The sequence below is a fragment of the Pseudarthrobacter sp. 1C304 genome (assembly GCF_052245515.1).
GTDB lineage: Bacteria > Actinomycetota > Actinomycetes > Actinomycetales > Micrococcaceae > Arthrobacter.
The window spans coordinates 159,778-178,889 of sequence record NZ_JBQQCH010000004.1 but is presented as its reverse complement, the minus strand read 5'-3'; the positions used below and the strand labels follow the sequence as shown (position 1 = coordinate 178,889).

Annotated in this window: 15 protein-coding genes and 2 pseudogenes; 14 read left to right on the top strand and 3 right to left on the bottom strand. The window is 69.6% G+C overall.

Features of this window, described 5'->3' with window-relative positions:
• Positions 1–107 precede the first annotated feature (107 nt).
• The 5 genes from ligA to ACTWQD_RS10295 all read left to right on the top strand — a co-directional run bounded on the left by ligA (position 108) and on the right by ACTWQD_RS10295 (position 5,340).
• Positions 108–2,345 carry an NAD-dependent DNA ligase LigA gene (gene ligA, locus ACTWQD_RS10315; protein WP_443196037.1) on the top strand — a complete coding sequence of 746 codons (2,238 nt, stop codon included), beginning with the start codon at positions 108–110 and terminating at the stop codon, positions 2,343–2,345.
• The gene (locus ACTWQD_RS10310; RefSeq protein ID WP_443196036.1) at positions 2,342–3,175 is read left to right on the top strand and encodes an inositol monophosphatase family protein; all 834 of its coding nucleotides are present in this window, start codon (positions 2,342–2,344) and stop codon (positions 3,173–3,175) included. The genes ligA and ACTWQD_RS10310 overlap by 4 nt, the downstream gene beginning before the upstream one ends.
• Before the next feature lie 411 nt (positions 3,176–3,586).
• On the top strand, positions 3,587–4,090 hold the full coding sequence (locus ACTWQD_RS10305; RefSeq protein ID WP_443196035.1) for a GNAT family N-acetyltransferase: 504 nt from the start codon (positions 3,587–3,589) through the stop codon (positions 4,088–4,090).
• 93 nt (positions 4,091–4,183) lie between these two features.
• Entirely contained in the window at positions 4,184–4,705 is a 522-nt protein-coding gene (locus tag ACTWQD_RS10300) for a hypothetical protein (RefSeq protein ID WP_443196034.1), read from the top strand.
• 251 nt (positions 4,706–4,956) lie between these two features.
• Positions 4,957–5,340, top strand: coding sequence for a RidA family protein (locus ACTWQD_RS10295; RefSeq protein WP_443196033.1), 384 nt, complete (start codon positions 4,957–4,959; stop codon positions 5,338–5,340).
• Positions 5,341–5,422: 82 nt separating this feature from the next.
• On the opposite strand, the gene ACTWQD_RS10290 is transcribed toward ACTWQD_RS10295, so the two are convergent.
• Positions 5,423–6,094: a response regulator gene (locus tag ACTWQD_RS10290; protein ID WP_443196032.1), complete on the bottom strand. Its 672-nt coding sequence runs from the start codon at positions 6,092–6,094 to the stop codon at positions 5,423–5,425.
• Positions 6,087–7,853, bottom strand: a complete 1,767-nt coding sequence (locus ACTWQD_RS10285; protein WP_443196031.1) for an ATP-binding protein — start codon at positions 7,851–7,853, stop codon at positions 6,087–6,089. The genes ACTWQD_RS10290 and ACTWQD_RS10285 overlap by 8 nt, the downstream gene beginning before the upstream one ends.
• 159 nt (positions 7,854–8,012) lie before the next feature.
• On the opposite strand from ACTWQD_RS10285, the gene ACTWQD_RS10280 reads away from it, so the two are divergent.
• From ACTWQD_RS10280 to gatB, 4 genes and pseudogenes are all read left to right on the top strand, one after another.
• Positions 8,013–9,467, top strand: coding sequence for a CitMHS family transporter (locus tag ACTWQD_RS10280; protein WP_443196030.1), 1,455 nt, complete (start codon positions 8,013–8,015; stop codon positions 9,465–9,467).
• 159 nt (positions 9,468–9,626) lie between these two features.
• Complete coding sequence (gatC, locus tag ACTWQD_RS10275; RefSeq protein ID WP_028272567.1) at positions 9,627–9,923, top strand: Asp-tRNA(Asn)/Glu-tRNA(Gln) amidotransferase subunit GatC; 297 nt, start codon at positions 9,627–9,629, stop codon at positions 9,921–9,923.
• A 4-nt stretch (positions 9,924–9,927) separates the two neighbouring features.
• Positions 9,928–11,511: an Asp-tRNA(Asn)/Glu-tRNA(Gln) amidotransferase subunit GatA gene (gene gatA, locus ACTWQD_RS10270; RefSeq protein ID WP_443196029.1), complete on the top strand. Its 1,584-nt coding sequence runs from the start codon at positions 9,928–9,930 to the stop codon at positions 11,509–11,511.
• Positions 11,511–13,015: pseudogene (gatB, locus tag ACTWQD_RS10265) on the top strand (Asp-tRNA(Asn)/Glu-tRNA(Gln) amidotransferase subunit GatB). Before gatA ends, gatB begins: the two are co-directional and overlap by 1 nt.
• Positions 13,016–13,017: 2 nt before the next feature.
• On the opposite strand, the gene ACTWQD_RS10260 reads toward gatB, so the two are convergent.
• Entirely contained in the window at positions 13,018–13,926 is a 909-nt protein-coding gene (locus ACTWQD_RS10260) for a LysR family transcriptional regulator (protein WP_443196028.1), read from the bottom strand.
• Between the two features lie 121 nt (positions 13,927–14,047).
• Here ACTWQD_RS10260 and tdh point away from each other — a divergent pair, with 121 nt between their 5' ends.
• From tdh to ACTWQD_RS10235, 5 genes and pseudogenes are all read left to right on the top strand, one after another.
• A complete protein-coding gene (tdh, locus tag ACTWQD_RS10255; RefSeq protein WP_443196027.1) occupies positions 14,048–15,094 on the top strand; it encodes an L-threonine 3-dehydrogenase in 1,047 nt (348 codons plus the stop codon).
• Positions 15,095–15,139: 45 nt separating this feature from the next.
• Positions 15,140–16,354 carry a glycine C-acetyltransferase gene (locus ACTWQD_RS10250; protein ID WP_443196026.1) on the top strand — a complete coding sequence of 405 codons (1,215 nt, stop codon included), beginning with the start codon at positions 15,140–15,142 and terminating at the stop codon, positions 16,352–16,354.
• A gap of 64 nt (positions 16,355–16,418) precedes the next feature.
• Positions 16,419–17,528 (top strand): NAD(P)/FAD-dependent oxidoreductase, encoded by a 1,110-nt coding sequence (locus ACTWQD_RS10245; RefSeq protein ID WP_443196025.1) that lies wholly within the window; start codon positions 16,419–16,421, stop codon positions 17,526–17,528.
• A gap of 11 nt (positions 17,529–17,539) precedes the next feature.
• The gene (hutI, locus tag ACTWQD_RS10240; protein ID WP_443196024.1) at positions 17,540–18,757 is read left to right on the top strand and encodes an imidazolonepropionase; all 1,218 of its coding nucleotides are present in this window, start codon (positions 17,540–17,542) and stop codon (positions 18,755–18,757) included.
• Positions 18,758–18,900: 143 nt separating this feature from the next.
• Positions 18,901–19,105, top strand: a pseudogene (locus ACTWQD_RS10235) (CpaF family protein); the annotation flags it as partial.
• Between the last annotated feature and the right edge of the window lie 7 nt (positions 19,106–19,112).

Here is a 19,112-nt window from a genome sequence, read left to right as displayed (position 1 = left end):
CCGGGACCGGCCCGATCAAGCCCGGACCGATTAAGCCCGGCCCGGGCCGCGCAGCGCCCCGCGAATCCTGACCGGACAATGTCGGCGATCTAAGGCAGGATAGGTCTGTGAGCACAGGGAACGCAGCAGCTGAAGCCGAGACCGCCACGCCCTCCGAGGCCGTGCGCGAGGAATACGAGGTCCTGGTCGAGGAGGTCCGCAAACACCGGTTTGCGTACTACCAGGAGGACGCGCCCATCATCTCGGACGCCGAGTTCGACGAGCTGTACCGGCGGCTGGAAACCATCGAGGCCATGCACCCGGAGCTGGTGGCCAACGATTCCCCCACCCAGGAGGTGGGCGGCGAGGTGTCCGCCGCCTTTGCCGCCGTCGAACACCTGCAGCGGATGTACAGCCTGGAGGACGTCTTTTCCCTCGACGAGCTGGAGGCGTGGATCGCCAAGGCAGAGGCCAACATCAGCAAGCTCGGCAACGGGACCCCTGCCTGGCTCACCGAACTCAAGATCGACGGGCTCGCCGTGAACCTGCTCTACCGCGACGGGGTGCTCATCCGGGCAGCCACCCGCGGCGACGGGACCACGGGGGAGGACATCACCCACAACGTGCTCACCATCAAGGAGATCCCGCAGCAGCTCAGCGGGGAGGGTTTCCCGGCCGAGATGGAGGTCCGGGGCGAGGTGTTCATCCCGTCCAAGGCGTTCGCCGAGTTCAATGAGGCGCTGATCGAGGCCGGCAAAGCGCCGCTGGCCAACCCGCGGAACGCCGCCGCCGGCTCGCTGCGGCAGAAGGACCCGGCGGAAACCGCCAAGCGGCCCCTGCGGATGTACGTGCACGGCATCGGCGCCCGCGAGGGCCTGGACACCGTCAGCCAGTCGGACACCTACCGGCGGCTCGCGGAGTGGGGGCTGCCCACCAGCCCGTACTTCGAGGTCCTGCCCGGGCTCAAGGACGTGCTGGCGTTCATCACCCGCTACGGCGACAAGCGGCACAGCCTCACCCACGAAATCGACGGCATTGTGGTCAAGGTCGACGACTTCGCCACCCAGCGGGCCCTCGGCTACACCTCCCGGGTTCCGCGCTGGGCCGTCGCCTACAAGTACCCGCCTGAGGAAGTCCACACCAAACTGCTGGACATCGCGGTCAACGTGGGCCGCACCGGCCGCGTCACCCCCTACGGCGTGATGGAACCGGTCAAGGTGGCCGGGTCCACCGTGGAAATGGCCACCCTGCACAACCAGGAAGTGGTTAAGGCCAAGGGTGTGATGATCGGCGACATCGTGGTGCTCCGCAAGGCCGGGGACGTCATCCCGGAAATCGTCGGGCCCGTCCTGGCGCTGCGGGACCAGCAGGAGCCGCCGGTCCGGGAGTTCGTGATGCCCACGGAGTGCCCCGCCTGCGGCACCCCGCTGGCCCCGGCGAAGGAAGGGGACGTGGACATCCGCTGCCCCAATTCCCGCTCCTGCCCGGCGCAGCTGCGCGAACGCGTGTTCCACCTGGCCGGCCGCGGCGCTTTCGACATCGAGGCCCTGGGCTGGGAGGCGGCCATCGCCCTCACCCAGCCGGCCGAACCGGACACCCCGCCGCTGACCACCGAGGCGAACCTGTTCCGCCTGACGCCCGCTGACCTCGCCGGGGTGCGGATCCGGCGGGAAAAGCGGTCCAAGGGCGTGGCCACCGGCGAGTTCGAGCTGGTGCCGTACTTCTTCAGCAAGGGCACGGCCAAGACGCCGTCCAAGCCCACGGCCACCACCGAGAAACTGTTCCGCGAACTGGAGAAGGCCAAGACCCAGCCGCTGTGGCGTGTCCTGGTGGCGCTGTCCATCCGGCACGTCGGCCCGCGGGCCTCCCGCGCCCTGGCGACGGCGTTCGGCAGCATGGCCGCCATCCGGCAGGCCTCGGAAGAGGAACTCGCCCACGTCGACGGCGTCGGGCCCGTGATCGCGGCGGCTCTCACCGAATGGTTCGCCGAGGACTGGCACCGCGAGATCGTGGACACCTGGGCGGCTGACGGCGTCCGGATGGAGGACGAGCGCGACGAGTCCACGCCGCGCACCCTGGAAGGGCTCACCATTGTGGTGACCGGCAGCCTGGAGGGCTTCAGCCGGGACGAGGCGAAGGAAGCCATCCTGGTCCGCGGCGGCAAGGCGGCTGGCTCGGTGTCGAAGAACACCAGCTACGTGGTGGCCGGCGAGAACGCGGGCACCAAGCTGGACAAGGCCGAGCAGCTCGGCCTGACGGTCCTGGACGAGGACGGCTTCCGCGAGCTGCTGGCCAACGGCCCGGCGGAGGGCGCCGCCGGGGCGGGGGAGCCGGCAGAGGACCAGCTGGAAGCCGCGGCCGAATGAGCGCCATTCTCCCGGACAGTGCCGCCCTGCCGGCCGCCCTGCTCGAGCTCGCGCAACGGGCGGCTGCCGCCGGCGCCGCTGTCCTGGCCGGCCGGAACGCCGCCGAGCTGGACGTCAGCAACAAGGGCGACTCCGGGGACTGGGTGACCGCCTTCGACCTGGCCGCGGAGTCCGCCGTCCGGGATGTCATCACCGCGGCCAGGCCCTTTGACACCATCACCGGCGAGGAAGGCGGCACCGTCCTTCCCGCGGAACCCAGCGGCTACCGCTGGTCCATCGACCCGCTCGACGGCACCACCAACTTCATCCGCAACATCGTCTATTACGGCACATCGGTGGCGGTGGCGGACCCCGACGGCGTGTGGCTGGCCGGCGTCGTCAACGCCCCGGCGCTGGGCCGGGTGTACTACGCGCTGCGCGGCCACGGGGCCTGGCTTGAGGAAAACGGGCGGCGCACGCAATTGGCCGGACCGGTCGCCGGGCGCACCGGACAGATCCTGGCCACCGGATTCAGCTACGACCCGGACGTCCGGGCGGAACAAGCCGGCGCCATGGGCAGCCTCATGGACGGCTTCGCGGACGTCCGCCGGCTGGGCAGTGCCGCCCTGGACCTCTGCCTCGTGGCCGACGGCACCCACGACGCCTACGGTGAGCGGGGCCTGAACGAACACGACTTCGCCGCCGGCGCCCTGATCGCCGAGGAGGCCGGCTGCTGGGTGCGCCGCCCGCGGCTGACCAGCCCGCTGGCCGGCGGCCCGTCCGACGACGATCGCCTCGCGGCCTGGACCTGCGCCGCAACCCTGGAGCTCTCCGGCAAGTTCCCGCTCTGACTTGGCGGCCGGCTGGCGGCTCGCGGCGTTCCGGGGGCACTTTGGCGCGGACACGCCGTCAACTAAGGCTCCGACGTCGAACACGTCGCCCAAAGTGCCCCCGGAGGCAACCGGTCACAGCAGAGGAGCGCCGGCCGCTGATGCCGCCCTCGACCCTCGGCCAGCGGCTCACCCGGGGCCGCGGCGTTCCGGGGGCACTTTGGCGCGGACACGCCGTCAACTAAGGCTCCGACGTCGAACACGTCGCCCAAAGTGCCCCCGGACGGAGGCAACCGGTCGCGGAATCGGACCGCCGGCAGTCTTTTGGCCCAGCCCGGGCCGCACACCCGGGTGCCGGGTTCTTCTGATAGTTCAGTCACGGAAACGGCCGTTCCGGTGCCGGGCGGCCGTCACCGCCCGTAACATTGACAGGTGCATCCCCAGATCCTCATCCGACCCGCAGTTCCGGCCGACTACGACGCCATCGCGCGCATCACCCGGGACGCCTACCTGGCGGCAGGCTACTTCGAGAGCGCCGACCACCCGTACATGCGGCAGATCCAGGACGTCGCCCGGCGCGCGGCCGCGGCCACCATCTGGGTCGCCGAACGCGGCGGCAGCGTCGTCGGCTCTGTGACCTTGGCTGTGGCCGGGGAGCCCTATGCGGACATTGCCCTCGGCGACGAGCTGGAGTTCCGGATGCTGGTGGTGGACCCGGCCGTGCAGCGCAGCGGTGCCGGCAGGGCCATGGTGGAAGCCATCCTGGACCACGCCCGGTCGCTGCCCGGGATCAACGCCGTGGCTCTGACCACGGGCCTGACGTGGGAGAGCGCCCACGGGCTCTACGCGAAGACCGGCTTCCAGCGGGCCCCGGAACGCGACTGGCTGGTGCCGGACACGGACATCAGACTGCTGGTGTACCGCCAGGAGCTGTAGGGCCCCCGCGCCGGTATTTCCGGTGCATCCCGGCCGGCGCCGTGTAGGGTTTTGGTCAACCAAAGACGTTGGCAAAGGCACTCTGGAGGATCCATGGCACCGCACATCCCAGGCTCAATCGACGGTAAGCTTCTCGGCCTGTACCTCTCCGACCATCTGACCGGCGCCACCGCCGGTGTGTCCCGGATCCAGCGCATGGCTGAGGCGTTCGCCGACACCCCGGTGTCCGCCGACCTCTCGCGGGTCAGCGGGGAAATCACGCGGGAACGGGACATGCTCCGCGACCTGATCCACGACCTGGGCGTGAAGCAGCGCCCGCACCGCCAGGCCGCGGCCTGGCTGGCCGAGCACGCCGGCCGGCTCAAGCTCAACGGCCGCATCGTCCGCCGTTCCCCGATGACCATGGTGCTCGAAGCCGAACTGATGCGCGCCGCGATCCTCGGCAAGCTCGGCGGCTGGCAGACCCTGGAAGAGCTGGCCCCCGACCTCGGCCTGGACCCGGCCACGTTCGCCAGGCTCGGCGCCGAGGCCCGGTCCCAGATCGAGGCCCTCAGCCGCGTCCACGAGCACGCCCGCCGCAACGCATTCCGCGAGAACCGGGACATCAGCAGCTGACCGGTTAATGCCGTATCGCGCGCCGCGAGCTGCAGTCCGGGGGCACTTTGGGAGCAGTATTCGACGACGGCGCCTTAGTTCACGGCGTGTCCGCGCCAATGTGCCCCCTGCACGCCGACACCACAGTGAGACGACGGCGGCGGCGGACCAGCCACGCCCGTAGCCGACACATTTCCGCCGGTTTGCCGCCGTCGGGGTCCCGCCGCCCTAGAGTGGTGCCGACTCTCCGCCACACTGCGAAAGGCACTTCCATGCGCAAGACATTCGGCACCGGTTCCGTCTGGGAACAGAAGGTCGGCTACTCCAGAGCGGTCCAGGTGGACAACACCCTCTACATTTCCGCCACCGCCGCCAGCGGCGAAGACGGCGTGGTGGGCGAGGACTTCTACACCCAGACCCGCTACATCCTCGACAAACTGGGCAAAGTCCTGGCCGACGCCGGTTTCGATTACGCCGACGTCGTCCAGTCCAAGCTGTACCTGACGGACATCAGCCAGTGGGAGGAAGCCGGACGCGCCCACGGCGAAGTCTTCGGCGAGATCCGCCCCACCCTGGCACTGGTCCACGTGCTCCCGTTCCTTGACCCCAAGATGCTGGTCGAGATCGAACTGGTCGCCCAGAAAAGCGCCAGCTGACTCCAACGCGGGGTCACTTACGGCCGGTCCGGGGCCTCCGGATGGACCGTAGGTGACCCCGCGTTGCTTTTCTGGGCGGGGGTCAGATGCCGGCTGCCGGGGGCAGCCCGTAGCGGTGCTCGGGCCGCCCGGTGGTGCCGTAGCGCAGCTGGATGTCGACGGCGCCGTCGTCCGCCAGCGCGGACAGGTACCGCTGGGCGGTGGCCCGGGAAACGCCCACCCGGGTGGCCACCTCGGCTGCGGAATACTGCTCGCCCGGTTCCAGCGATTCCAGCACGGCGGCCTCCGTGGCGGACCGGGGCTTGGCCGAGGCAATGACGTCCCCCGGGATGAGCGCGCGCTTGGCCCGCTCCACCGTCTCCTGGGCGACGTTCCCGGGTTGGGCCAGGATCCGCCGGTACCGTGCGTAGGAGCGCAGCTGCTGGGAGAGCGATTCCGCCGTGAACGGCTTCAGCAGGTACCCCAGGGCTCCGCGCCGGAACGCGAGCCGGAGCGAGGCGGTGTCCGAGGCGGCGCTGAGGATGATGGTGTCCACGTCCAGCTGGTGCAGCAGATCCAGGCCGGACGCATCCGGCAGGTACACATCGAGCAGCACCAGGTCCGGGCGGAGGCTGTGGATGGCCTGGAGCGCCTGCGACGCCGATCCGGCCGGCGGGAGCGCCAGGAATCCCGCCACCGAATCCACATAGGCCGCATGCAGCTTGGCGACGTGGAAATCGTCGTCCACAATCAGCACCCTGAAGTCCTCAGGCATCGTTGTCCCTTTCACTGGGTTTCTTCTCGGTGGGCGCCGTGGTCCCCGGGAGGGTGGCCATAAACACCGCTCCCGGCCCGCCGGGGGAGCCCGGGTCCAGCACCCGCACGTCCCCGCCGCGGCGGCGCGCCAGCTGCCGGGCCAGCGCCAGCCCCAGGCCGTGCCCGGCCCCGGCGCGGGCCGGCCGTTCCGAGGTGGTGAATCCTTCCGTGAACACCGCTTCGGCCGCCTCAGGTCCAACCCCGTCCGGTCCAGTCCCGTCCGGTCCGGATGCCGGAAGCCCGTCCCCGGAATCCCCGACGACGATATGGAGCGTGCCGCCGTCGGTCCCCGTGCCGGGCGCGTCGAGCACCTCCACCTCAACCCAGCGCTCCGGCGCCGAACCCGCGACGGCGGCGTTCACGGCGTTGTCGATCAGGTTGCCGAGGACCGTGGTGACCTCCTGCGGCTCGGTGACCTGGCCGCGGACCAGGGTTTCCGGGCCGAGCCGCAGGATCACCCCGCGTTCGTCCGCTTCCACGCCCTTGGCACCGAGGAAGGCCTGCAGGTACGGGTCCTGCAGCAGTTCGGCCTGGTCCACCGGGAACTTCAGCGGCCCGGTGGCGGCCAGCCGTGCCAGGTAGTCGCGGGCCTGCTGGTGCTGGCCGATGCTCATGAACCCCGCGATGGTGTGCAGCTGGTTCGCGAACTCGTGCCGCTGCGCCCGGAGCGCGGTGGACATGGTGCCCACGGCATCGAGCTGGCGGGTCAGCTGCTGGAGCTCGGTCCGGTCCCGCAGCATCACCACCCAGCCCAGGTCCTCGCGGCCGTGCAGGGCCTTGCGCGCGCTGGCCACCAGCACCCGGCCCCCGGCCACCAGCTCCACCGCGTCGCCCTCCGCGGCGTCCGCCCGCGTCAGAGCATGCAGCGCCTCCGGCACCGGCGCCCCGGCCCACGGCGTTCCGGTGAGATCGGGCTGGTCCAGGAGGCGTTGCGCCGCGGCATTGAAAACACTGATCCGGCCGTCCGCGGCGACGCCGATCACGCCGTCGTCAACGCCCTGCAGGACCGCCACCTGGTCGTGGACCAGGGTGCTGATTTCCTCCGGCTCCAGGCCCAGGGTGAGCCGCTGCAGCCGGCGCCGGAGCAGGAACGAGGCCAAGAGCCCCACGAGCAAAGCCCCGGCGGCGGTCAGGACAATCGGGACGACGTCCCGGGCCAGGCTTTGGCCGATGGTCTCGGTGGAGTAGCCCACGCTGACCTCGCCCACCACTGTCCCGGAGTCCGGGGCGAACACCGGGACCTTGGCACCGGCCGAGGGGCCGAGCGTTCCGGTGTTCCGGGTGGTGACTTCCCTGCCGGCCAGGGCCTCGGACGGGTCCGTGCTGACCCGCTCGCCGAGCCGTTCGGCGTCGGGGTGGGCCAAACGCAGGCCGGTCTCGTCGGTGATGACCACAAAGAGGGCCCCGGTGCGGGTGCGGGCGCCCTCGGCGGCGGCCATCAGGGGCCCGGCCAGCAGTTCGGCGGCCGGAGGTGTTCCGGGCAGGGCGCTGATCTGCTGGACCTGCGCCCGCACGTCCGGGTCCGACGCCACGGTCCGGGCCAGCGTGAGGGCCTGGTTCTCCGCCTCGCGGCCCAGCCGGTCGTAGGTGAGCCAGGCATGGACGGCGCTGGTCAGGAGCACCACCAGCGCCACCACCGCCAGCTGGAGCAGCAGGGTCTGGGTGGAAAAGCGCAGGGGAGGGCGCCCGGTCAAAGCCCTGCCGGTCACGCTGGCCACGGTGGCCCTCCTTCAAATGTGAGCAGAATGCGCAAAATGCGTCCAACAAGCAGTATGCCAATCAAATGAGGCAAAGACCCAGCCGTGACGTGCGCCACTCTAACGTCTGTAGTGCGCATCACACCGGGGTGGTGCCTTTCAATGAAGAAGGAGCCGGCCGTGCTGGTATTACTAGGATTCGCCATGATCGCGGTGTTCATGGTGCTGATCATGACGAAGAAACTGACGCCCGTGCTGGCGCTCATCATCGTCCCCACCGTCTTTGGGCTTTTCGCCGGCGCAGGCCTCGGCATCGGCCCCATGGTGATGGACTCCATGAAGTCGATGACGTCCACCGCGGCGCTGCTGATGTTCGCCATCATCTACTTCGGCCTCATGATCGACGTCGGGCTCTTCGACCCGCTGGTCCGGTTCATCCTGCGCAAGCTCGGCAACGACCCCGCCAAGGTGGTCCTCGGCACGGCCATCCTCGCTGCGGCCGTGTCCCTCGACGGCGACGGCTCCACCACCTTCATCCTCACCACCGCGGCCATGCTCCCCGTGTACCTGCGCCTCAAGATGAGCCCCGTGGTGCTGACCTGCGTGGCCGGCCTGGCCAACGGCACCATGAACATCCTGCCCTGGGGCGGACCCACGGCCCGTGCCGCCACCGCACTGAACCTCGACGTCAACGACGTCTTCGTCCCCATGATCCCGTCGCTGATTGCCGGCCTCGTTGTGGTCTTCGCCTTCTCCTGGCTGCTCGGCCTGCAGGAGCGCAACCGCCTCCGCGCCGTCGCCCCGGAAATCTGGAGCGTCCCGGATTCTGCCGAGTCCCTGGTTGACGGCGACGGCGGCACGGCGGCCGGTTCCGGCAACGGCGGTTCCACCCGCACCGCAGGCAAGCCCGGCACCGGCGGCGCCGGCGTCGCGGTCCTGGATCGCACCGAAACCCTCGTGGACGACCGCGATTCCGCCATGGCAGACACCGCACTGGACCCCAACCGCGCCACCCTGCGGCCGAAGCTGTTCTGGTTCAACCTGGGCCTGACGGTGGCAGTCATGGTCACGCTGGTCGCCAACATCATCCCGCTGCCCTTCGTCTTTATGGTCGGCTCCGCCATCGCGCTGCTGGTCAACTTCCCGAAGGTCAAGGACCAGGCCGCCCAGCTGATCGCCCACGCACCCTCGATCGTCGCCGTCGTCAGCATGGTCATGGCCGCGGCCGTCCTCACCGGCGTCCTCAACGGCACCGGCATGGTCAAGGCCATGTCCGAATGGCTCGTCGCGATCATCCCCGCCGACATGGGCCCCTTCATGGCCGTCATCACCGGCGTCCTCAGCATCCCGATGACGTTCTTCATGAGCAACGACGCGTTCTACTTCGGCGTCCTGCCGGTGCTCAGCGAGACGGCCGGCCACTACGGCGTCGGCGCAGCCGACATGGCCCGGGCCTCCATCACCGGCCAGCCGTTCCACCTGCAGAGCCCGCTGGTCCCGGCCATCCTCCTCCTGGTCTCCCTGGCCAAGGTGGACCTGGGCGACCACCACAAGAAGGTCCTCTGGCGCACCGCCGTCATCTCCCTGGTGATGCTCGGAGTAGGAGTCCTCACCGGAGCCATCGGCATCGGCTAACCAAACCAACAAGCAACGCGGGGTCACCTACGGCCCATTCGGGACCTCCGGATGGGCCGTAGCTGACCCCGCGTTGTTTGGCCCGGCGTCGGAAAGTAACAGCAGCTCAACCCACGTAGACTGGGACGGAAAATAATCCGTACCTTGCAGGGGAGATCCATGGCTGCGATCAACCGCGACGACGTCGCGCATCTCGCGCGTCTCGCGCACATCGAGATGAGTGCTGAAGAGCTCGACAGGATGGCCGGCGAACTCGCCGTCATCGTCGATTCCGTGAAATCCGTGAGTGAAGCCGCCGGTGACGACGTCCCGGCCACCTCGCACCCGATTCCGCTGACCAACGTGTTCCGCGAGGACGTGGTGGGCCACACGTTCACCGCCGAGCAATCCCTCTCCGGCGCCCCCGACGCCTACGAAGGCCGCTTCAAGGTCCCGGCAATCCTGGATGAGGACTAAGACCATGACTGAGAACAACGAACTGATCCGCTCCTCCGCCGCAACGCTCGCCGCCAAGCTCGCCGCCGGCGAGGTGTCCGCCGTCGAGGTCACCCAGGCCCACCTGGACCGCATTGCCGCCGTCGACGGCAAGGTCCACGCCTTCCTGCACGTCAACACGGACGAGGCGCTGGCCGTCGCCGCCGAGGTGGACGCGATCCGCGCCGCCGGCGGCGCCGCGGCCGAAGAACTCCACGCCCTCGCCGGTGTGCCGATCGCCGTCAAGGACCTGATCGTCACCGTCGGCCAGCCCACCACGGCCGGCTCGAAGATCCTCGAAGGCTGGCACAGCCCCTACGACGCCACCGTGGTCAAGCGCCTTCGCGCGGCCAAGATGCCGATCCTGGGCAAAACCAACCTGGACGAATTCGCGATGGGCTCCTCCACCGAGCACTCCGCCTTCGGCCCCACCCACAACCCCTGGGACCTGGACCGCATCCCCGGCGGCTCCGGCGGAGGTTCCGCCGCCGCCGTCGCGGCCTTCGAAGCCCCGCTGGCCCTCGGCACCGACACCGGCGGCTCCATCCGCCAGCCCGGCGCCGTCACCGGCACCGTCGGCGTGAAGCCCACTTACGGCGGTGTGTCCCGCTACGGCGCGATCGCCATGGCGTCCTCGCTGGACCAGATCGGCCCGGTGTCCCGGACCGTGCTGGACTCCGCCCTGCTGCACCAGGTCATCGGCGGGCACGATCCGCACGACTCGACCTCGCTGCCGGACCCGCTGGAGGACCTCGTGGCCGCCGCATCGGTGGGCAACGTGCGCGGCATGAAGATCGGCATCATCAAGGAACTCCACGGTGAGGGCTACCAGGCCGGCGTCGAGAAGCGCTTCAACGAATCCCTGGAGCTGCTCAAGGAAGCCGGCGCGGAAATCGTCGAGGTCTCCTGCCCCAACTTCAAGTACGCCCTGGGCGCCTACTACCTGATCATGCCGTCGGAGGCCTCCTCCAACCTCGCCAAGTTCGACGGCGTCCGGTTCGGCCTGCGGGTCCTGCCGGAAGAGGGCCCGATGACGATTGAACGCGTCATGGGTGCCACCCGCGCCGCCGGCTTCGGTGACGAGGTCAAGCGCCGCATCATTCTGGGCACCTACGCGCTGAGCGCCGGCTACTACGACGCCTACTACGGCTCGGCCCAGAAGGTGCGCACGCTGATCCAGCGCGACTTCGACGCCGCGTTCGCCAAGGCCGACGTGCTGATCTCTCCGACGGCGCCCACCACGGCGTTCAAGCTCGGCGAGAAGCTCAACGACCCGCTGGCGATGTACCTCAACGACGTCGCCACCATCCCCGCCAACATGGCCGGCGTCCCGGGGCTGTCCCTGCCCGGCGGACTGGCCGACGAGGACGGGCTGCCGGTCGGCGTCCAGCTGCTGGCCCCGGCCCGCCAGGACGCGCGGCTGTACCGCGTCGGCGCGGTGCTCGAATCCCTGCTCGAGGCGCAGTGGGGCGGCCCGCTGCTCGCGAAGGCCCCATCCCTGACGGCTGCTTCTTCTGCGCCTGCTTCTTCTGCGGCTGGCGCCGCCCTGAGCCACGGAGGTTCCCACTAATGTCTGACGCAACCCTCAGCTTCGAAGAGGCGATGGAGAAGTACGATCCCGTCCTGGGCTTCGAGGTTCACGTGGAGCTCAACACCAAGACCAAGATGTTCTCCTCCGCACCCAACGTGTTCGGCGACGAGCCCAACACCAACGTCAACGAGGTGGACTTGGGGCTTCCCGGCGTCCTGCCCGTGGTGAACAAGACCGCGATCGAGTCCTCGATCAAGATCGGCCTGGCGCTCAACTGCAAGATCGCCGAGACCTGCCGCTTCGCCCGGAAGAACTACTTCTACCCGGACACCCCGAAAAACTTCCAGACCTCGCAGTACGACGAGCCCATCGCGTACGACGGGTACCTCGACATCGAGCTCGCCGACGGCACCGTGTTCCGCGTCGAGATCGAACGGGCGCACATGGAGGAGGATGCCGGCAAGCTGACCCACATGGGCGGCGCCGCTGGCCGCATCCAGGGCGCTGACTACTCTCTGGTGGACTACAACCGCTCCGGCGTGCCGCTGGTCGAGATCGTCACCAAGCCGATTGAGGGCGCCGGCAGCCGCGCCCCCGAACTGGCCAAGGCCTACGTGGCCGCGGTGCGCGAAATCGTGAAGAACCTCGGCGTCTCGGACGCGAGGATGGAACGCGGCAACGTGCGCTGCGACGCCAACGTCTCGCTCCGCCCGCACGGCCGCGAACGCTTCGGCATCCGCTCCGAGACGAAGAACGTCAACTCGCTGCGCGCCGTCGAGCACGCCGTCCGCTACGAAATCCAGCGGCACGCCGCCGTGCTGGACTCCGGCGAGCCGGTGATCCAGGAAACCCGCCACTGGCACGAGGACACCCGCTCCACGACGTCGGGCCGGCCCAAATCCGACGCCGACGACTACCGCTACTTCCCGGAACCGGACCTGGTGCCGGTCGTCGCCTCCCGCGAGTGGGTCGAGGAGCTCCGCGCCACCCTGCCCGAGCCGCCGGCCGCGCGCCGCAAGCGCCTCCAGGCCGACTGGGGCTACTCCGACCTGGAGTTCCGCGACGTCGTCAACGCCGGCGTTCTGGACGAGATCGAGGAAACCATCGCCGCCGGAGCCACCGCCACCGTGGCCCGCAAGTGGGGATGGGCGAGATCGTGGGCCGTGCCAAGAACGCCGACGTCGATCCCGGCCAGCTGGGCGTCGCCCCGGCCACCATCGTGGAGCTGAACAAGATGGTGGAGGACGGCAAGATCAACAACAAGATGGCCTCCGAGGTCCTGGACGGCGTGCTCGCCGGCGAGGGCACCCCGGCGGAGATCGTGGAGAAGCGCGGCCTCGCCGTGGTCTCCGACGACGGCCCGCTGCTCGAAGCCATCGACGCGGTCCTCGCCGCGCAGCCCGGCGTCGCGGACAAGATCCGCGCGGGCAAGGTCCAGGCGATCGGCGCGATCGTCGGCGGCGTCATGAAGGCCACCCGCGGGCAGGCCGACGCCGGCCGCGTCAAGGAACTGATCCTGGAGCGCCTCGGCGTCGAAGGCTGACCCTAGCCGCCCACCAAATCGGTCATGATGGTCTGCAGCGCCTCGCAGACCATCATGACCGATCTGCGTTTAAGGTTCTCCGGCCGGGCCAGGATGTCGATCCGGCGCCGGGTGCTGATGCCCTCGAGTGGCCGCAGCACAATGTCCGGATTCAGCACCGGCTGCGCGGTGTGCCGCGGCAGCAGCCCGATCACGCTGCCGGTCGCCACCAGCGCGGCCACCGTGGAGTAGTCGTTGATCCGGTGCACGATGTTCAGCTCCCGGCTGGACACCGCGGCGACAGCGGAGAGCACGTCCGCGGGGGAGTACCCGGCGCGGCTGGTCACCCAGGGTTCGCCGACGACGTCGTCCGCCGTCACCGCCCGCTGGCCCGCCAGCCGGTGCCCGGCAGGCAGCGCGACGTCCAGCGGCTCGTGCGCGAGCGGGATCACCGCGACCCGTTCCTCCGGCCAGCGCGGGCTGTGGTCCATCCGGTGCGCCAGCACCAGGTCATACCGGGCCGTCAGTGCCGGGAAGTCCTGCTGGGCCACGTCCTCGTCGGAGAGCAGGATCCGCGGCTGCCCGGGACCGGCCAGCAGCCGGGCCAGTGGCGCGAACAGGGCCTGGCCCGCGCTGTGGAAGCCGCTCAACGTCACCGGCGCCACCGGGGAACCGTGGTAGGCGCCGATCGCCGTGCGGGCGTCCGCCATGGCGGACACGACGGCGGCCCCGGCATCCGCGAGCACCTGGCCGGCCTCGGTCAGGACCAGGTTGCGGCCCTCCTTGCGGGTCAGCGGGACCTCAACGGACTTCTGCAGCGCGGCGAGCTGCTGCGACACGGCCGACGGCGTGACCTCCAGGGTCTCGGCGACCGCCTTGACGCTGCCGAGCGCCCCCAGTTCGCGGAGCATCTCCAGCTGGTGGATTTCCATGCCGCCCAGTCTATGCGCAAGCTATAACTAAATCGTCGATTGAGAAAAATCCGGTTGTGCTAACGCTTTGCGCGGGCTTGAATGGGGTGAGTTGTCCCACAGAGCACAGTTAGGAACGCCCATGAAGGCTCTCTACAAGGCCGGCGCCCACGCAGGATTTGAACTCGTTGACCGCCCGGAGCCCGAGACCGGCGCCGGAGACGTCAAGATCCGGGTCATGACGACGGGCATCTGCGGCACGGACCTGCACATCCAGTCGTGGGACGCCTGGGCGCAGGGCATCATCAACGCCCCGCTGATCGCCGGTCACGAGTTCTATGGCGAAGTGGTGGAGGTGGGCGAGGACGTCCTGGACGTCAAAGTCGGAGACAGGGTCTCCGGCGAGGGCCACATTGTCTGCGGCATCTGCCGCAACTGCCGCGCCGGCCGCCGGCAGATGTGCATCAACACCGTCAGCGTCGGTGTCCAGCGTGACGGCGCCTTCGCCGAGTATGTGGTGATCCCCGAAACCAACGTCTGGGTCCACACCGACCCGTCGGTGACGCCGGAACTCGGCGCCATCTTCGACCCCTTCGGCAACGCCGTCCACACCGCGCTCAGCTTCCCGCTCGTCGGCGAGGACGTGCTGATCACTGGCGCCGGGCCCATCGGCCTGATGGCGATCGCCGTCGCCCGCCACGCCGGGGCCCGCAAGATCGCCATCACGGATGTCTCCGCCCCGCGGCTGGAACTGGCCCGCGCGCTCGGCGTCGACCTCGCCATCGACGTCTCGAAAATGCGCGTCAAGGACGCCCAGCGTGAACTGGGCATGCGCGAGGGGTTCGATATCGGCATGGAAATGTCGGGACACCCCACCGCCCTGCCTGAGATGATCGACAACATGAACCACGGCGGCCGGATCGCGATGCTGGGACTGCCCAGCCAGTCCATCGACATCGACTGGGGCAAGGTGGTCACCCACATGCTCACCATGAAGGGCATTTACGGCCGCGAAATGTTCGAGACCTGGTACGCCATGAGCGCCATGCTGTCCTCCAACCCCGCACTGCACGCCAGCATCTCCGCCGTCGTGACCGACACCCTGCCCGCCACCGACTGGGACAAGGGCTTCGAGATCGCCCGCGCCGGTGTGGGCGGCAAAGTGGTCCTCGACTGGACCTGCTTCTAACCCGCCACCGGCCCACCGACCCACCCAGCCCAGGAGCACACCGACATGTATTCAGCCATCAAGGACCAGCTGCAGCGCGAACTGGACGAGATCCGCAGCGCCGGACTCTACAAGACCGAGCGGCACATCGACTCCCCGCAGGCCAACCACATCAAGGCCGGCCAGATCGGCGAGTCCAGCGCGGACGTGCTGAACTTCTGCGCCAACAACTACCTGGGCCTCGCGGACCATCCGGAGATTATCGCCGCCGCCAAGGCCGCCATGGACGACCGGGGCTTCGGCATGGCCAGCGTCCGCTTCATCTGCGGCACCCAGGACCTGCACCTGGCCCTCGAGGAACGCGTCTCGAAGTTCCTCGGCACCGAGGACACCATCCTCTTCTCCAGCTGCTTCGACGCCAACGGCGGCGTGTTCGAGTCGCTCTTCGGCCCGGAGGACGCGGTCATCTCCGATGCGCTGAACCACGCCTCGATCATCGACGGCATCCGGCTGTGCAAGGCCCAGCGCTTCCGCTACGCCAACCAGGACATGGCGGACCTTGAGTCCAAGCTGATCGAGGCCACCACGCGCGAGAACCCGGCCCGCCGCAAGATCATCGTCACCGACGGTGTGTTCTCCATGGACGGCTTCCTGGCCCCGCTGGAGGCCATCTGCGACCTCGCCGAAAAGTACGGCGCCATGGTGATGGTGGACGACTCCCACGCCGTCGGATTCATGGGTGCCACCGGCGCCGGCACCCCGGAACACGCCGGCGTCGCGGACCGGGTGGACATCTACACCGGTACCTTCGGCAAGGCCCTGGGCGGCGCCTCCGGCGGCTACGTCTCCGGCCGCCGCGAGGTCATCGCCATGCTCCGGCAGAAAGCCCGCCCGTACCTGTTCTCCAACTCGCTGGCCCCGGCCATCGTCGCGGCCACGCTCACGGCCCTGGACCTCGTGGAGAGCTCCGGCGAACTGCGCGCCAAGCTGTTCGCCAACGCGGAGCTCTTCCGGTCCCGCATGACGGAGGAGGGCTTTACGCTGCTCCCCGGCGAGCACGCGATCGTCCCGGTGATGTTCGGCGATGCCGTGATGGCCGCCAAGGTGGCGGATGCCATGCTGCATCACGGCGTCTTCGTGACGGCGTTCAGCTACCCGGTGGTGCCCAAGGGCGCCGCCCGGATTCGCGTCCAGCTGTCGGCCGCGCACAGCGCCGAGGATGTGGAGGCCTGCGTGCGGGCCTTCGTGAGCAGCCGCGAGGCGGTTGCCGCCGCCTCGTAGGACTCTGCGGTCTCCGGTGCGGAAAGTGCTGACGTGACCTCCGGTCGGGTGCAAGGATGGAGGCATGTCAGCTAATTACGATGTTGTGATCGTGGGCGGCGGGATTGCCGGCCTGTCCCTCGCCTCGGCCCTCGCCGGCAAGTGCAGCGTGGCCCTGGTCGAGGCCGAGCAGTCGCTGGGGTACCACACCTCGGCCCGCTCGGCCCGGCAGCTCATTCCCAGCTACGGCCCGCCGGTGGTCCAGGAACTGACCATGCGCACGCTGGAACTCATCGGCATCCGCGAGGGCACCCGCCCTGAACCCGTGCTCTCGCCGCGCCGGTTTATGCTGATCGGCGACGAGGAAGGTGTCCGGCAGCAGGCCAGCGGCTTTATGCAGCCCATCAGCCATGCCGAAGCCCTGAAGATCTGCCCGGCGCTGAAACCGGAGTCCTTCTCCGCCGCCGGCCTCGACTCCGGTTCCTTCGCCTGCAACGCGTCCCTGCTCCTGGAGGACCACCGGGAGTGGGCGGTGGAGGGCGGCGTGGACATCATCACCGGCGCGCGGGTCCACTCGGCGCAGCGGCTCGGCTCCGGCTGGGAACTCGGCGCCGGGCAGGAAGCCCTCCAGGCCGCCGTCGTGGTCAACGCCGCCGGCCCCTGGGCGGATGAGTTCGCGGTGCTCAGCGGCGTCGAAAAGGTACAGCTCCAGCCCTACCGCCGCACCGCGGCGATTGTCGACGTCGAGCATCCGCTCCCGCACGGCTGCCCCATGGTGGCCGCCGCGGATGAAAGCTTCTACTTCCGGCCCGATGGCGCCCAGGTCCTGATCTCGCCCTCGGAGCACGTCCCGAGCGGGCCCGAGGATGCCCAGCCCCACCCGGGCGACATCGAGGCCCTGATCGCCCGGCTCAACGCCCTGACCACAATGGGGATCGGCAGTATCCGTCGGGCGTGGACCGGGCTGCGGACGGAAGCCGCTGACGGCCTTCCGGTGGTGGGGTTCGACGCCGAGGCCCCCGGATTCTTCTGGCTCGCCGGCCAGGGTGGCTACGGCTTCCAGACGTCCTCCGGGATCGCGGAACTGGCCGCCGGGCTGATCCTCGCCGGGCAGGGCGCCGGCGCCACGGTGGACGGTCCGGCATCCCGGACAGCGGAGGCGCTGGCGGCGACGCGCTGGTCCATCCGGCGCTGAAGAATGGACCCATGAGCACCCTCATCACCAACATTGCCGAACTGATGACCCAGGACGCGGACCACCGCGTCCTGAAAAACGCGGCCGTGGTGGTCGAGGGCGAGCGGATCTCCTGGCTGGGGCCGGCAGCGGACGCGCCGGCCGCCGATGAGGCCGTCGACGCCGGCGGCCGCGCCCTGCTGCCCGGCTGGGTGGATTCCCACACCCACCTCATCTTCGCCGGCGACCGCACCGCCGAGTTCGAGGCGCGGATGGCGGGGGAGAGCTACAGCGCCGGCGGCATCGCGGTGACTACGGGGGCAACCCGGACCACCGGCGACTTCGACCTCACCCGGCTCGCTTTGGGCCGGGTGGCGGAGGCCGTCTCGCAGGGCACCACGTACCTGGAGACCAAGACCGGGTACGGCCTGGACGTCGAGAACGAGGCCCGCAGTGCCCGGATCGCCTCCACCGTGGCGGACGAGGCCACCTACCTCGGCGCCCACCTGGTCCCGGCCGGGATGGACGCCGAGGAGTACACGGACCTGGTCTGCGGCCCCATGCTCGCCGCCGTCCGGCCGTTTGTGCGCTGGGCCGACGTCTTCTGCGAACGGGGCGCCTTCACCGAAGAGCAGTCCCGCCGCGTGCTCCAGGCCTGCCGGGACGCGGGGCTGGGCCTGCGTGTGCACGGCAACCAGCTGGGCGAGGGGCCCGGCGTGCGGCTCGCCGTCGAGTTCGGCGCCGCGAGCGTGGACCATGTGAACTATCTGGCGCCCGCGGATATCGACGCGCTGGCGGGGACGTGGTCCGGCTGGGACGGCTCCGCAGGGCGCGGCACTGGTCAACGCGGCACGGTGGCGACGTGCCTGCCGGCCTGTGATCTGTCCACCCGCCAGCCGCTGGCCCCCGGGCGGGAACTGCTCGACGCCGGGGTGCAGGTGGCGCTGGCCTCCAACTGCAACCCCGGCACCTCGTACACCAGTTCCATGGCCTTCTGCGTCACCACCGCTGTGCTCCAGATGCGGCTGAGCGTCCACGAGGCGGTGCGCGCGGCGACGTACGGCGGCGCGCTGGCCCTTGGCAGGGAGTCCGGGGCCGACGTCGACGGCGAACGCGCAGTCGGCTCGATCGCCGTCGGGCACCGTGCGGACCTGCACCTGCTCAACGCCCCCTCCGCCACCCACCTGGCCTACCGGCCGGGTATTCCGCTGACCCACGCCGTATGGCGGGCAGGGGTCCGCGCCCGCTGACTCACCGGCCGCCCAGGCACCCTTGGCCGGGGGAGGCTGCCAGTCCATCCAGGAGGTCATAATGGAAAGGCTGTTGGAGCAACTGGGCTCCGCCCTGCACCAGCTGCGCGCCCAGCGCCAGGGGCCGCAGGGCCTGGCCCGGCGCCGTGAGGCCCGGGTCACGCTTTCACGCCGTCAACCGGGACTTGACGCGGCGCCACTGGGCCGTCAACGTCCGCAAGTTCGTCGTGAAGGCCAGCAGGCTCGAACACCTGGTGGAGCTGGGAAAGGCTGACCGTGCAGGCAGCCCGGTTCCTCAGCGCTGCCGTTGCCAGCCGCCTCAACATCCTGGTCTCCGGCGCAATCCAACCCGAAG

Excerpts from the sequence above, each read along its gene's own strand:
- ACTWQD_RS10310 (WP_443196036.1), top strand. The coding sequence starts at position 2,342 with ATGAGCGCCATTCTCCCGGACAGTGCCGCCCTGCCGGCCGCCCTGCTC.
- ACTWQD_RS10300 (WP_443196034.1), top strand. The coding sequence starts at position 4,184 with ATGGCACCGCACATCCCAGGCTCAATCGACGGTAAGCTTCTCGGCCTG.
- ACTWQD_RS10295 (WP_443196033.1), top strand. The coding sequence starts at position 4,957 with ATGCGCAAGACATTCGGCACCGGTTCCGTCTGGGAACAGAAGGTCGGC.
- ACTWQD_RS10290 (WP_443196032.1), bottom strand. The coding sequence starts at position 6,094 with ATGCCTGAGGACTTCAGGGTGCTGATTGTGGACGACGATTTCCACGTC.
- gatC (WP_028272567.1), top strand. The coding sequence starts at position 9,627 with ATGGCTGCGATCAACCGCGACGACGTCGCGCATCTCGCGCGTCTCGCG.
- gatA (WP_443196029.1), top strand. The coding sequence starts at position 9,928 with ATGACTGAGAACAACGAACTGATCCGCTCCTCCGCCGCAACGCTCGCC.
- ACTWQD_RS10260 (WP_443196028.1), bottom strand. The coding sequence starts at position 13,926 with ATGGAAATCCACCAGCTGGAGATGCTCCGCGAACTGGGGGCGCTCGGC.
- tdh (WP_443196027.1), top strand. The coding sequence starts at position 14,048 with ATGAAGGCTCTCTACAAGGCCGGCGCCCACGCAGGATTTGAACTCGTT.
- ACTWQD_RS10250 (WP_443196026.1), top strand. The coding sequence starts at position 15,140 with ATGTATTCAGCCATCAAGGACCAGCTGCAGCGCGAACTGGACGAGATC.
- ACTWQD_RS10245 (WP_443196025.1), top strand. The coding sequence starts at position 16,419 with ATGTCAGCTAATTACGATGTTGTGATCGTGGGCGGCGGGATTGCCGGC.
- hutI (WP_443196024.1), top strand. The coding sequence starts at position 17,540 with ATGAGCACCCTCATCACCAACATTGCCGAACTGATGACCCAGGACGCG.